The organism is Pseudomonas arabinosi (assembly GCF_047758675.1).
Taxonomy (GTDB): domain Bacteria; phylum Pseudomonadota; class Gammaproteobacteria; order Pseudomonadales; family Pseudomonadaceae; genus Aquipseudomonas; species Aquipseudomonas arabinosi.
Genome location: NZ_CP180480.1, coordinates 963,496 through 977,747, shown reverse-complemented (window position 1 = coordinate 977,747; position 14,252 = coordinate 963,496). Strand labels below are relative to the sequence as shown.

The 14,252-nt window shown below is 58.1% G+C and carries 11 protein-coding genes; all 11 read left to right on the top strand.

Annotated elements, in window-relative coordinates; translation table 11 throughout:
• Positions 1-48 precede the first annotated feature (48 nt).
• The 11 genes from ACMXYJ_RS04375 to ACMXYJ_RS04325 all read left to right on the top strand — a co-directional run bounded on the left by ACMXYJ_RS04375 (position 49) and on the right by ACMXYJ_RS04325 (position 14,239).
• The gene (locus tag ACMXYJ_RS04375) at positions 49-2,850 is read left to right on the top strand and encodes an LPS-assembly protein LptD (protein ID WP_415758916.1); all 2,802 of its coding nucleotides are present in this window, start codon (positions 49-51) and stop codon (positions 2,848-2,850) included.
• Positions 2,831-4,147, top strand: coding sequence for a peptidylprolyl isomerase SurA (gene surA / locus ACMXYJ_RS04370; protein ID WP_415758915.1), 1,317 nt, complete (start codon positions 2,831-2,833; stop codon positions 4,145-4,147). The genes ACMXYJ_RS04375 and surA overlap by 20 nt, the downstream gene beginning before the upstream one ends.
• Complete coding sequence (gene pdxA / locus ACMXYJ_RS04365) at positions 4,144-5,133, top strand: 4-hydroxythreonine-4-phosphate dehydrogenase PdxA (protein ID WP_415758914.1); 990 nt, start codon at positions 4,144-4,146, stop codon at positions 5,131-5,133. The genes surA and pdxA overlap by 4 nt, the downstream gene beginning before the upstream one ends.
• Positions 5,130-5,948, top strand: a complete 819-nt coding sequence (rsmA, locus tag ACMXYJ_RS04360) for a 16S rRNA (adenine(1518)-N(6)/adenine(1519)-N(6))-dimethyltransferase RsmA (RefSeq protein ID WP_415758913.1) — start codon at positions 5,130-5,132, stop codon at positions 5,946-5,948. The genes pdxA and rsmA overlap by 4 nt, the downstream gene beginning before the upstream one ends.
• A 121-nt stretch (positions 5,949-6,069) precedes the next feature.
• A complete protein-coding gene (apaG, locus tag ACMXYJ_RS04355; RefSeq protein WP_008147202.1) occupies positions 6,070-6,450 on the top strand; it encodes a Co2+/Mg2+ efflux protein ApaG in 381 nt (126 codons plus the stop codon).
• Positions 6,450-7,331, top strand: a complete 882-nt coding sequence (locus ACMXYJ_RS04350) for a symmetrical bis(5'-nucleosyl)-tetraphosphatase (protein WP_046045373.1) — start codon at positions 6,450-6,452, stop codon at positions 7,329-7,331. The genes apaG and ACMXYJ_RS04350 overlap by 1 nt, the downstream gene beginning before the upstream one ends.
• Before the next feature lie 33 nt (positions 7,332-7,364).
• Positions 7,365-7,694, top strand: coding sequence for a thiosulfate sulfurtransferase GlpE (glpE, locus tag ACMXYJ_RS04345; RefSeq protein ID WP_046045372.1), 330 nt, complete (start codon positions 7,365-7,367; stop codon positions 7,692-7,694).
• A gap of 296 nt (positions 7,695-7,990) precedes the next feature.
• Positions 7,991-9,913, top strand: coding sequence for a PrkA family serine protein kinase (locus ACMXYJ_RS04340; RefSeq protein ID WP_008147199.1), 1,923 nt, complete (start codon positions 7,991-7,993; stop codon positions 9,911-9,913).
• A 202-nt stretch (positions 9,914-10,115) separates the two neighbouring features.
• Entirely contained in the window at positions 10,116-11,387 is a 1,272-nt protein-coding gene (locus ACMXYJ_RS04335; RefSeq protein ID WP_095127215.1) for a YeaH/YhbH family protein, read from the top strand.
• Positions 11,384-12,946 (top strand): SpoVR family protein, encoded by a 1,563-nt coding sequence (locus tag ACMXYJ_RS04330; RefSeq protein ID WP_415758912.1) that lies wholly within the window; start codon positions 11,384-11,386, stop codon positions 12,944-12,946. The genes ACMXYJ_RS04335 and ACMXYJ_RS04330 overlap by 4 nt, the downstream gene beginning before the upstream one ends.
• 63 nt (positions 12,947-13,009) lie before the next feature.
• Positions 13,010-14,239 carry a multifunctional CCA addition/repair protein gene (locus ACMXYJ_RS04325; RefSeq protein ID WP_415758911.1) on the top strand — a complete coding sequence of 410 codons (1,230 nt, stop codon included), beginning with the start codon at positions 13,010-13,012 and terminating at the stop codon, positions 14,237-14,239.
• Positions 14,240-14,252: the final 13 nt, after the last annotated feature.

Sequence of the window (14,252 nt, the reverse complement as noted above, 5' to 3'; positions counted from 1 at the left end):
CGGCCCACACCGCGGGCAGATGGCACGCAGGAAGCCCGGACTAATAAGATGGCATTGAAATCCCCCGCGTTTCGTAAAAAATTTCCGTTGTTGGTTACCGGCAGTCTGCTGGCCCTGCAACCTCTAGCCACTTCGTTCGTGGTCGCCGCGGAACAGTATGACTGCTCAGTCTCTGCTTCGGGTGCCTGGAACTGTGCGCCAAAATCTCCAGCAGCTGCGCTGCCACCTCGCCCCGTCCATGACGGCAGCGCGGCGGTAAGCACGAGCGGCGAGACTCCGGCTGACAGCGGTTTAAGTCAAGACACCGGCGCCAAGCCTGTGCTGGTGACCGAATCCAAGGGCCGCGGCCTGAAGTCGCGTAGCGAAGACTACAGTCACCTCGATTGGGTTCCGCGCGAGAAGCTCACTGCAGCGCAATTGGCCGAAACCGGTCCTTACTGCGCTGGTTCCTATATCGAACCAATTCGTCCTGGCATGAATGACAAGACGAATAAAAGTGACGCTCCGACCTTTCTCGGCGCCAAAGCCTCTCGCTATAAGCAGGATGAGCAGGTCGCGACCCTCGCGGGTGACGTGGTCATGCGTCAGGGCAGCATGCAGGTCGAAGCCGACGAAGCGAATCTTTACCAGGCCGAGAGCCGTGGCGAACTGAGCGGCAACGTCCGTGTTCGCGACAACGGCGCACTGATCGTGGGCGACCACGCCGACGTGCAGCTCGACACCGGTGAAGCCAAGGTCGACAACGCCGAATACGTAATGCACAAATCCCGTATCCGCGGTAATGCGCTGTACGCCAAGCGTGCCGAGAACGCGATCATCCGCCTCAAGGATGGTACGTACACCACGTGCGAACCGGACAGCAACGCCTGGCAGCTCAAGGGCAACAACATCACCTTGAACCCGGCCACCGGTTTCGGTACCGCGACCAACGTGACGCTGCGGGTCAAAGACATTCCGGTTCTGTACACGCCGTACATCTATTTCCCGATCGACGACCGTCGCCAGTCCGGCTTCCTGCCGCCGACCATCGGCACCGGCAGCGATACCGGCTTCTTGCTGGTCACACCGTATTACTTCAACCTGGCACCAAACTACGATGCCACGTTGTACCCGCGCTACATGAGCAAGCACGGGCTGTTGATGGAAGGCGAATTCCGTTACCTGACCCCTTCCAGCGAAGGTCAGTTCGGCGCCGCGTACCTCAACGACGAAGACACTGATCGCAGTGGCCAGACCGATTACCAAAAAAACCGCTACATGTATAACTGGCAGCACAAGGGCGGTCTCGACTCGCGCGTTCTGACACAAGTCGATTACACCAAGATCAGCGACCCGTATTACTTCCAGGATCTGCAAACCGATCAGATCGGGGTAAAAAGCTCTGACTTCGTGAACCAGCAGGGTTCTGTCACCTATCGTGGCGACAGCTACACCGCTCGTTTGAATGCACAGGCTTATCAGCTCGCGACCGTTTCGAACATTACGCCGTACGACCGCCTGCCGCAGATCACTTTCAATGGTCAGCTGCCGACTCACCCTGGTGGCCTGAATTTCGACTACGAGACAGAAGTCGTACGATTCGACCGTGATTTGAAGAACGGTAATTTCGTAAACGAAGATGGCACCGTCGAACCGCGTCTTGATAACAACGTTACGGGACTGGCACGTGCCAACGGCGACCGTTTGAATCTCAAACCGGGCGTCAGCCTGCCTTTGGACTGGACTTATGGCTTCGTGAAGCCATCGCTCAAGTATCAGTACACCCAGTACCAACTGGATCTGGACGGTACCGGCAAAAGCCAGATTGACGCGCAAACCGCGGAGCAGCAAAAGCTCAACGGTACCTTCAGCAGCAGCCAGAACCGTGGCGTGCCGATCGCAAGCATCGATAGCGGCCTGTACTTCGATCGCAACACCCAATGGTTCGGCAAGAATTATCGCCAGACCCTCGAACCGCGCCTGTTCTACCTGTACGTCCCTGAAACGGATCAGGAAGACATTCCGGTCTTCGACACCAGCGAATACACCTTCAACTACGCGTCGCTGTTCCGTGACAACCGCTTCTCTGGCACCGACCGCGTCGGCGACGAGAACAAACTGTCTCTGGGCGTAACCAACCGCTGGATCGAAGACAATGGCTTCGAACGTCAACGCATCAGCGTCGGCCAAGCCATGTATTTCAAGGATCGTGAAGTTCAGTTGCCGGGTATCGATGCAAAAACCCGCCAGGACGCGCAGGCTAATGTCTCGCCGTATGCGCTGGAATACGAATACCGCTGGAATCGTGATTGGCGCACCACGGCCGATTACAACTGGGACCCGGACAGCCGCAGCCCTCGCTCGGGCAGCGCGATGTTCCACTACCAGCCTGAAGACAACCCGAACAAGGTCATCAACGCCGGCTATCGCTATCGCAATGACCAGGTCCGTTACGACCAGAACACCGGTAAGTGGCAAGTGGGCGGTGGCGACTACGGCACCCCGGGCCAACCTGGCTACGTGAAGGACTACTACAAGATTCAGCAGCACGATTTCTCGGTGATCTGGCCGATCGTGCCGCAATGGAACGCCATCAGCCGCTGGCAGTATGACTACAACCGTAACCGTACCCTGGAAGCTTTCGGTGGTTTCGAGTACGACAACTGCTGCTGGAAACTGCGCCTGATCAACCGTTACTGGGTTTCGTATGACGAGTTCAGTCAGAACGCCCCGGAAAACGAAAAAGGCGACCACGGCATCTTCCTACAAATTGTTCTGAAGGGACTCGGCGGCCTCACCGGCGCCAAAGTAGAGAGCTTCCTCGACAAAGGCATCCAAGGTTATCGTGAACGTGAAGACCAAGCTTTCTGATTGTCTGCGCCCGCTGATGCTGGGCGCGCTGTTCCTGGGTACCGCGGCGAACGCCGCGGTACAGTCCATCGATAAAGTGGTGGCCATTGTCGACAACGACGTGGTCATGCAGAGCCAACTGGACCAACGGGTTCATGAAGTTCAGCAAACCATCGCCAAGCGCGGTTCTGCTGTACCGCCGGCCAACGTGCTGGATCAGCAGGTACTTGAACGTCTGATCGTCGAAAACCTGCAACTGCAGATCGGCGAACGTTCCGGTATCCGCATTACCGATGAAGAACTGAACCAGGCTGTCGGCACCATTGCCCAACGCAACAACATGTCCGTGGATCAATTCCGCGCCGCTCTGACTCGCGACGGTCTGTCTTACGACGACGCCCGCGACCAGATTCGCCGCGAGATGGTTATCAGCCGTGTGCGTCAGCGTCGTGTGGCCGAACGTATCCAGGTTTCCGAACAGGAAGTGAAGAACTTCCTCGCTTCCGACCTTGGCAAAATGCAGCTGTCCGAAGAATTCCGCTTGGCCAACATCCTGATTCCTACGCCGGAAAGCGCCAACTCCGACGCGATTCAGAATGCAGCCAAACAGGCAGACGCGGTTTACCAGCAGCTCAAGCAAGGCGCTGACTTCGGTCAGTTGGCAATCGCCAAATCCGCCAGCGAAACCGCACTGGAAGGTGGCGATATGGGCTGGCGTAAAGCCGGTCAACTGCCACCTCCGTTCGATCGTATACTGAGCACCATGACTGTCGGCGACATTACCCAGCCAATGCGTACGCCGGGCGGCTTCATCATCCTGAAGATCCTCGACAAGCGTGGCGGTGAGACCCAGGTACGTGATGAAGTGCACGTGCGTCATATCCTGGTCAAGCCGAGCCCGATCCGCGACGAAGCAAAAACCAAAGCCCTCGCTGAGTCCCTCTACACCCGTATCGAAGCGGGCGAAGATTTCGGCGAACTGGCGAAAAGCTTCTCGGAAGATCCTGGTTCCGCCCTCAACGGTGGTGACCTGAACTGGATCGACCCGAATGCATTGGTGCCTGAATTCCGCGAAGTGATGGCCAAGACCCCACAAGGTCAGCTGTCCAAGCCGTTCCAGACCCAATATGGCTGGCACGTTCTGGAAGTCCTTGGCCGTCGCGCCACTGACAGCACCACCCAGGCCCGTGAGCAGCAAGCAATGACCGTATTGCGTAACCGCAAATACGACGAAGAACTGCAAACCTGGCTGCGTCAGATCCGTGACGAAGCGTACGTAGAGATCAAACTCCCTGGTGCAGACCAGGCAGCGCAGTGAAACCCAAACGTTTCGCGCTGACACCCGGCGAACCGGCCGGCATAGGTCCCGACCTGTGCCTGCTGCTCGCCTCGCAAGCCCAGCCACATCCCCTGATTGCCATTACCAGCCGCGACCTGCTCCTTGAGCGGGCCGTGCAGCTGGGTGTGGTTGTCGATTTGCTGCCGGTCACCCCGGACAGCTGGCCGGATGTGCCCGCGCCAGCCAACAGCCTGTATGTCTGGGATACACCGCTCAACGCCAAGGTCACTGCCGGGCAACTGGACAAGGCCAATGCGGCTTTCGTTCTCGAAACCCTGACTCGAGCTGGCCAAGGCTGCCTGGACGGGCATTTTGCCGGCATGATCACGGCCCCTGTACACAAGGGCGTGATCAATGAATCCGGGATCGCCTTTTCCGGGCACACAGAATTTCTCGCCGACCTGACCCATACCGCCCAAGTGGTGATGATGCTCGCCACTCGCGGTTTGCGCGTGGCGCTGGTCACCACTCACCTGCCTCTTCGCGAGATTGCCGATGCGATCACACCGGAGCGTCTGGAACGGGTCACGCGAATCCTGCACACCGATCTACAAGAAAAATTCGGCATTGCCCGGCCACGCATCCTCGTCTGTGGGCTCAACCCCCATGCCGGCGAAGGCGGACACCTGGGCCATGAAGAAATCGACATCATCGAACCTACATTAGAGCGCCTGCGCGGCGAAGGAATGGACCTTCGTGGCCCCCTGCCCGCCGACACTCTGTTTACCCCCAAATATCTGGAGCACTGCGATGCGGTGCTGGCGATGTACCACGACCAGGGCCTGCCTGTGCTGAAGTACAAAGGCTTCGGCGCGGCAGTCAACGTGACCCTCGGCTTGCCGATCATCCGCACATCGGTCGACCACGGCACTGCCCTGGACCTGGCCGGCAGCGGCAAAATCGATACCGGCAGCCTGCAAGTCGCCCTGGAAACAGCCTACCAGATGGCCGAGACCCGTTTATGACCGAGCATTACCAACACCGGGCGCGCAAGCGCTTCGGCCAGAACTTTCTGCACGATGCTGGCGTTATCGACCGCATCCTGCGCGCCATCCGCGCCAAACCCGAAGACCACCTGCTGGAAATCGGCCCTGGCCAGGGTGCGCTGACTGAGGGCCTGCTTAACAGCGGCGCCCAGTTGGACGTGGTGGAACTGGACAAGGATCTGATCCCGATCCTCAACCAGCAATTTGCCAGCAAGAGCAACTTCAACCTGCACCAGGGCGACGCACTGAAGTTCGACTTCAACAGCCTGAACGCTGCGCCGAACAGCCTGCGGGTGGTTGGCAACCTGCCGTACAACATCTCTACGCCGCTGATTTTTCACCTGCTGCATAACGCCAGCCTGATTCGCGACATGCATTTCATGCTGCAAAAAGAAGTGGTCGAGCGCCTGGCAGCAGGCCCTGGTGGTGGTGACTGGGGTCGCTTGTCGATCATGGTTCAGTATCACTGCCGGGTCGAACACCTGTTCAACGTTGGCCCGGGCGCGTTCAATCCGCCGCCCAAAGTCGATTCGGCTATCGTGCGCCTGGTGCCTCACGCGGTGCTCCCGCACCCGGCCAAGGATCACAAGCTGTTGGAGCGTGTCGTGCGCGAAGCCTTTAACCAGCGCCGCAAGACCCTGCGCAACACCCTCAAGCTGCTGCTGAGCAATGCTGAAATCGAAGCCGCCGGCGTTGATGGCAGCCTGCGTCCCGAACAGCTCGATCTGGCCGCCTTCGTGCGCCTTGCCGACAAGCTCAGCGAACAAGTCCTACAGACGCCCGCCGCCGACTGACAGGCAATGAGCGTTATCGGGTAGGACACCAGCCGTCATGTCTGGTTTACTACCCGATACTTGGCCTAGACTGATCTCCATCAGCTACGCCCCGCGTTCCGCTTCGTTTAAGGCCTCTTGCATGTCCGATCCTCGTTACCAGGTCGACGTCAGCGTCGTCACCCGCTATCTGGCAGAACAATCGCAACCCGAGCAAAACCGCTTTGCCTTCGCCTACACCATCACCGTGCACAACAATGGCGAGCTACCGGCCAAGCTGTTGTCACGGCACTGGGTGATCACCGACGGTGACGGGCATGTCGAAGAGGTTCGCGGAGCCGGCGTTGTTGGCCAGCAACCGTTGATCGAGGTGGGCGAGAGCCACACCTACAGCAGCGGCACCGTCATGACCTCCAAGGTCGGCACGATGCAGGGCACTTATGAAATGGTTGCCGACGACGGCAAACACTTCGACGCCATCATCGCCCCATTCCGTCTGGCGGTGCCCGGAGCCCTGCACTGATGGCAACGTATGCCGTCGGCGATCTGCAAGGCTGCCTTCAAGCATTGCAATGCCTGCTCAAGCAGGTCGCCTTCGACCCGACACAGGATCGTCTGTGGCTGGTCGGCGATCTGGTCAACCGTGGCCCGCAGTCGCTGGATACCTTGCGCTTCCTCTATAGCATCCGCGAATCGCTGGTGTGCGTGCTCGGCAACCATGACCTGCACTTGCTGGCTGCCGGGAAAAACATCGAACGCTTGAAGAAGTCCGACACCCTGCTCGAGATTCTCGCAGCGCCCGATTGCGCGGAACTGCTGGAGTGGCTGCGTCAGCAAAAGCTCATGCACTATGACGAACAGCGCGACGTCGCCCTGGTACATGCGGGCATTCCGCCCCAGTGGTCACTGCGCAAGGCCTTGAAGTATGCCGCCGAAGTCGAGACGGCATTGCGCGATGACAACCTGTTGCCACCCTACCTCGATGGCATGTACGGCAACGATCCGGCGAAATGGGACAACGACCTCAAAGGCGTGACACGTCTGCGGGTGATCACCAACTATTTCACCCGCATGCGGTTTTGTACCGCTGAGGGCAAGCTTGACCTCAAAAGCAAGGAAGGCCTCGACAATGCGCCACCGGGCTACAAACCCTGGTTTCAGCACAAAGAGCGCAAGACCAAGGGCTTGAAGATCATCTTCGGCCACTGGGCCGCTCTGGAAGGCCGATGCAATGAGCCGGGCATCTCGGCCCTCGACACCGGTTGTGTCTGGGGTGGCGCCCTGACCCTCATGAATGTCGACAGCGGTGAACGCCTGTCTTGCAAATGCGACGAGCATGGCCTTGCCCTGCCGCCAGTCGCCGCACTTATCCCCGAACCATCGTCAGCAAGCGCCCCGCGCTAAACTGCGCTTTCAGCCGAGCCACAGGAGCCCGCCATGAGCGAATTCAAACGTATCCCCCCGGAACAAGCCCAGGCCCTGCGCGAACAAGGCGCAGTGGTGGTCGATGTTCGCGACCCAGCGACCTTTGCCGCACTGCACATTGCCGGATCCAAGCATCTGGACAACGTTTCCATCTCGGACTTCATCCGTGCCGCCGACCTTGATGCACCGACGGTAGTGGTCTGCTACCACGGCAATTCCAGTCAGAGCGCCGCTGCGTACCTCATTAGCCAGGGCTTCTCCGACGTCTACAGCATGGATGGCGGTTTTGAGCTGTGGCGTACGACGTATCCTTCGGAAACAGCGCAAGGCACTTCCGAATAATTTTTTTGTAACGCGCAAGCCCCGGTCCCCGCGGGCTCGCGCGGTGGCAGACGAACGGTCTGCCACAACTAATTACGTATCTCGCCTTTACCTCCCGAATTCCCAACTATCCTTAAGCGCAGGCCATCCAAAACAGGGGAGAGCCGGTACACCGGCGCGCGGGTCATCGGGAGTAGCTTTCGGGGTAGTCAACTTCGAAAGAGTTCTGGGGGGTAAACAGCGACTGCATATTCGGTCGCTGCCAGCATCGACTGAATGATCCGGCGTCGGCTCCACGTATCGAGCGAGGTGACGTCATGAGTATCTTTAGCCACTTCCAACAACGCTTCGAGTCCACACGCCAGGAAGAACTCTCGCTGCAAGAGTATCTGGAGCTGTGCAAAAGCGACCGCAGCGCCTACGCCTCCGCCGCCGAGCGTCTGTTACTGGCCATCGGTGAGCCGGAGCTTCTCGACACCTCGGCCAACTCGAGGCTGTCGCGAATCTTCTCCAACAAGGTAATCCGCCGCTATCCGGCCTTTGAAGACTTCCACGGGATGGAAGAATGCATCGACCAGATCGTGTCGTATTTCCGCCATGCCGCTCAGGGCCTGGAAGAGAAGAAACAAATTCTTTATCTGCTCGGCCCTGTGGGTGGCGGTAAATCGTCCCTGGCCGAAAAGCTGAAACAGCTGATCGAAAAAGTGCCCTTCTACGCGATCAAGGGCTCGCCGGTATTCGAATCGCCTCTGGGTCTGTTCAACGCCACCGAAGATGGCGCGATCCTCGAGGAAGACTTCGGCATTCCACGGCGCTACCTCAACACCATCATGTCGCCATGGGCTACCAAACGCCTCGCCGAATTCGGCGGCGACATCAGCCAGTTCCGTGTGGTGAAGCTGTATCCGTCGATCCTCAACCAGATCGCCGTGGCCAAAACCGAGCCGGGAGATGAAAACAACCAGGACATCTCGGCGCTGGTGGGCAAGGTCGATATCCGCAAACTGGAGGAATACCCACAGAACGACGCCGACGCCTACAGCTACTCGGGCGCACTGTGCCGGGCCAACCAGGGCCTGATGGAATTCGTCGAAATGTTCAAGGCGCCGATCAAGGTGCTGCACCCACTGCTGACCGCCACTCAGGAAGGCAACTACAACAGTACCGAAGGTCTGGGGGCAATTCCGTTTACCGGGATCCTGTTGGCCCACTCCAACGAATCGGAATGGCACACCTTCCGCAACAATAAGAACAACGAAGCCTTCATCGACCGGATCTACATCGTCAAAGTGCCGTACTGCCTGCGGGTCAGCGACGAAGTGAAGATCTACGACAAGCTCTTGTTCAACAGCTCCCTGGCCAAGGCTCACTGCGCGCCTGACACCCTGAAGATGCTTGCCCAGTTCACCGTGCTTTCGCGACTGAAAGAGCCGGAAAACTCCAACATCTACTCCAAGATGCGCGTGTATGACGGCGAAAACCTCAAGGACACCGATCCGAAGGCCAAGTCGATCCAGGAATACCGCGACAATGCGGGTGTCGACGAAGGCATGAACGGTTTGTCGACCCGCTTCGCGTTCAAGATCCTGTCGAAAGTGTTCAACTTCGATCCGCACGAAATCGCCGCCAACCCGGTGCACTTGCTCTACGTGCTGGAACAACAGATCGAGCAGGAACAATTCCAGGCCGAAACCCGCGAACGCTATCTGCGCTTCCTCAAGGAGTACCTGGCACCGCGTTATATCGAGTTCATCGGCAAGGAAATCCAGACCGCCTACCTCGAGTCTTACAGCGAGTACGGCCAGAACATCTTCGATCGCTACGTGCTGTACGCCGACTTCTGGATCCAGGACCAGGAATACCGCGACCCGGAAACCGGCGAGATCCTCAACCGCGTAGCGCTGAACGAAGAACTGGAGAAAATCGAAAAACCGGCCGGCATCAGCAATCCGAAGGATTTCCGCAACGAAATCGTCAACTTCGTACTGCGCGCCCGGGCCAACAACAACGGCAAAAACCCGACCTGGCTCAGCTACGAAAAACTGCGGGTGGTCATCGAGAAGAAAATGTTCTCCAACACCGAGGACCTCCTGCCAGTCATCAGCTTCAACGCCAAGGCCAGCAAAGAGGACCAGCAGAAGCACAACGACTTCGTCACACGGATGGTCGAGCGGGGTTACACCGACAAACAGGTACGACTGCTGTCCGAGTGGTACCTGCGGGTCAGAAAATCACAATAACCCGCTGCCGGTCAGACCGGTTGTCGTCAGCCAGAGGCCTGTGTACGCATTTTCTGTTACACAGACCTCTGGAAGGTGTTCGAAAGTCGGTAGCGAGGTTCAGTCAGCGTCCAAAAGCGCTTGGGGGAGCGTGAACATCCCTTGGCACCGTCGATGCTGCATAACCGCTCGCCCCTTTCAGGACAGCTTCTAAGGAGCAGTCATGAGCTATGTGATCGACCGACGTCTCAATGGCAAGAACAAGAGCACGGTGAACCGTCAGCGGTTTCTGCGGCGTTACCGTGATCACATCAAAAAGGCTGTCGAAGAGGCGGTCAGTCGGCGCTCCATTACCGATATGGAGCACGGCGAACAGATCAGCATCCCCGGCCGCGACATTGACGAGCCGGTGCTTCACCACGGTCGCGGTGGCAAGCAGACCGTCGTGCACCCGGGCAATAAGGAATTCACCAGCGGCGAGCACATTGCCCGCCCACCCGGAGGTGGCGGTGGCAGAGGCCCCGGCAAGGCCGGCAACTCGGGCGAAGGGATGGACGAGTTTGTCTTCCAGATCACCCAGGAGGAATTCCTCGAATTCATGTTCGAGGACCTTGAGTTGCCTAACCTGGTCAAGCGTAACCTGACCGGCACTGACACCTTCAAGACCGTTCGTGCCGGGATCAGTAACGAGGGCAATCCGTCGCGGATCAACATTATCCGCACCTTGCGCTCGGCCCATGCACGGCGAATCGCCCTGTCTGGCAGCAGTCGGGCAAAATTACGCGAAGCCAAAGAAGAACTGCTGCGATTGAAGCGGGATGAGCCCGACAACTTCGGCGATATTCAGAAAATCGAAGCAGAAATCGAAAAACTCAGTGCGCGCATTCATCGCGTACCGTTCCTCGATACCTTCGACCTCAAATACAACCTGCTCATCAAGCAACCCAACCCCAGTTCCAAGGCGGTAATGTTCTGCCTGATGGACGTGTCCGGCTCCATGACCCAGGCGACCAAGGACATCGCCAAGCGTTTCTTTATCCTGCTGTACCTGTTCCTTAAACGTAACTACGACAAGATCGACGTCGTGTTCATCCGCCACCACACCAGTGCCCGGGAAGTGGATGAAGAGGAGTTTTTCTATTCTCGCGAAACCGGCGGCACCATCGTTTCCAGCGCTTTGAAACTGATGCAGGAGATCATGGCCGAACGCTATCCGAGCAACGAGTGGAATATCTATGCCGCCCAGGCCTCCGACGGCGATAACTGGAACGATGACTCGCCAATCTGCCGCGACATTCTGATCAACCAGATCATGCCGTTCGTGCAGTACTACACTTACGTTGAGATCACCCCCCGCGAACATCAGGCCCTGTGGTTCGAGTACGAACGCATCGCCGAAGCCTTCTCTGACACTTTTGCCCAGCAACAACTGGTCTCGGCCGGGGATATCTACCCGGTCTTCCGTGAACTCTTCCAGCGCAGGTTAGTGACATGACCGCCAAAGAGCAGAAGCGCCAACCCATTTCCACCGGCTCCGAATGGACGTTCGAGCTGATTCAGGCCTACGACAAAGAAATCAGTCGTCTGGCGGCTCGCTACGCGCTCGATACTTACCCTAACCAGATCGAAGTGATCACCGCCGAGCAGATGATGGACGCCTACGCCTCTGTCGGCATGCCGCTGGGTTATCACCATTGGTCCTACGGCAAACACTTCCTCAGCACCGAGAAATCCTACTCTCGCGGCCAGATGGGTCTGGCGTACGAAATCGTGATCAACTCGGACCCCTGCATCGCCTACTTGATGGAAGAAAACACCATCTGCATGCAGGCGTTGGTCGTCGCCCATGCCTGCTACGGGCATAACAGTTTTTTCAAAGGCAACTACCTGTTCCGCACCTGGACTGACGCCAGTTCGATCATCGACTACCTGGTTTTCGCCAAGCAATACATCATGCAGTGCGAAGAGCGCCACGGTATCGACGCGGTCGAGGACCTGCTGGATTCCTGCCACGCCCTGATGAACTACGGGGTCGATCGCTACAAACGCCCCTATCCGATTTCCGCCGAAGAAGAACGTCGCCGGCAAAAGGATCGGGAAGAGCATTTGCAGAAACAGATCAACGATCTGTGGCGGACCATTCCAAAAGGTGCAGACAAGTACAGCGACAAGGACAACGCGCGTTTCCCCGCCGAACCTCAGGAAAATATCCTCTACTTCATCGAAAAACATGCACCGCTGCTGGAGCCATGGCAGCGGGAAATCGTGCGAATCGTGCGCAAGATCGCTCAGTATTTCTACCCGCAACGACAGACTCAGGTGATGAACGAAGGCTGGGCCACGTTCTGGCATTACACCCTGATGAATGACCTGTATGACGAAGGCCTGGTGACTGACGGCTTCATGATGGAGTTTTTGACGTCCCATACCAGCGTGGTCTATCAACCCGGCTTCGACAGCCCCTACTACAACGGCATCAATCCCTACACCCTGGGCTTTGCCATGTACCGGGACATCCGCCGCATGTGTGAACACCCGACCGAAGAGGACTACCGCTGGTTCCCTGAGATTGCCGGCACCGACTGGCTGTCGAGCATCAAGTTCGCCATGAGCAGCTTCAAGGATGAAAGCTTCATCCTGCAGTACCTGTCACCCCAGGTGATCCGTGACCTGAAGTTGTTCAGCATTCTTGATGACGACCAGAAGGACGATCTGCTGGTGCCCGCCATACACGATGAGCCGGGCTACCGCATCATCCGTGAAACCCTGGCGGCGCAGTACAACCTCGGCAATCGCGAACCCAACGTGCAGATCTACAGCATCGACCGGCGCGGCGACCGCTCCCTGACCTTGCGTCACCAGCAACACGACCGCAAACCGCTGGGCGAGTCCACCGAGGAAGTGCTCAAACACCTGCACCGCCTCTGGGGCTTCGACATTCACCTGGAAACCCTGCAAGGCGATCAGGTGATGAAAGTCCATCATGTTCCACCCAGAGGTGAACACGCCGAGGGGGATTACGGCCGGCTGGACCTGGCTGTCATCCATCTTTGATCCTGTTTCTGCCTCCGGAAGTTCGACGCAAAGGTTATTCTGTCGGGCTAACGGAGGTTTTTTATGCAGATTTATAAAGTCGGCGGCGCGGTACGTGATCGCCTGCTGGGCAAGCCTGTCACCGACATCGACTGGGTTGTGGTTGGCGCTACCACTGAAGAAATGCTCGCCAAGGGCTTTCGGCCGGTGGGTGCTGATTTCCCGGTATTTCTTCACCCAAAAAGCGGTGAGGAGTACGCCCTCGCCCGGACCGAGCGCAAAAGCGGACGCGGTTACGGCGGCTTTACCTTTCACGCCAGCCCCGAAGTCACCCTCGAAGAAGACTTGATTCGCCGTGACCTGACCATCAATGCCATGGCCGAAGACGATCAGCAGAACCTGACCGACCCTTACCACGGTCAGCGCGATCTCGAGGCGCGCTTGCTTCGTCACGTTTCCCCCGCGTTCGCCGAAGATCCGCTCCGGGTTCTGCGTGTTGCCCGCTTCGCTGCTCGTTATGCAGGGCTCGGTTTCACCGTCGCGCCGGAGACACTGGAACTGATGCGCCAACTCAGCGAGTCAGGAGAACTCGAAGCCTTGACCGCCGAACGTAGCTGGAAGGAAATTTCCCGCGCCCTGATGGAAGATCAGCCACAGGTGTTCATCGAAGTACTGCGCGAGTGTGGAGCTCTCAAGGTATTGATGCCGGAAGTCGATGCCCTGTTCGGCGTACCGCAACCGGAAGCCCATCACCCGGAAATCGACACGGGCGTGCACACCCTGAGCGTGCTGGAGCAAGCGGCGCAGCACAAACAACCACTCACCGTGCGCTGGGCCTGCCTACTGCACGACCTCGGCAAGGGACTGACGCCCGAGGAAGAGTGGCCCCGACACATTGCTCATGAGCACAAGGGCTTGAAGCTGATCAAAGCGGTCAACGAACGCTTCAAGGCGCCGAAGGACTGTCAGGAGCTGGCACTGCTGGTGGGCGAATATCACACCCACGGCCATCGTGCCCTGGAGCTGAAGCCGTCGACGCTGCTGGAGTTGCTGCAGAGTTTTGACGTTTACCGTCGGCCACATCGGTTCGAGGAATTTATCGCGGCGTGCGAGATGGACGCCCGAGGACGCAAAGGCCTGGAACAGCGAAGTTATCCACAGGCGGAATATTTGCGGGGAGCGGCAAATGCTACTCGGACCGTAGCGGTTCAGCCGTTGCTGGAGAAGGGATTCAAAGGGCCGGAGTTGGGTGAGGCGATCAAGCGTGAGCGGCTTAAAGCGCTAAAGGCTTACAAAGAGGCGGCGTCTGCCTGAAAAGCTTCGCGAG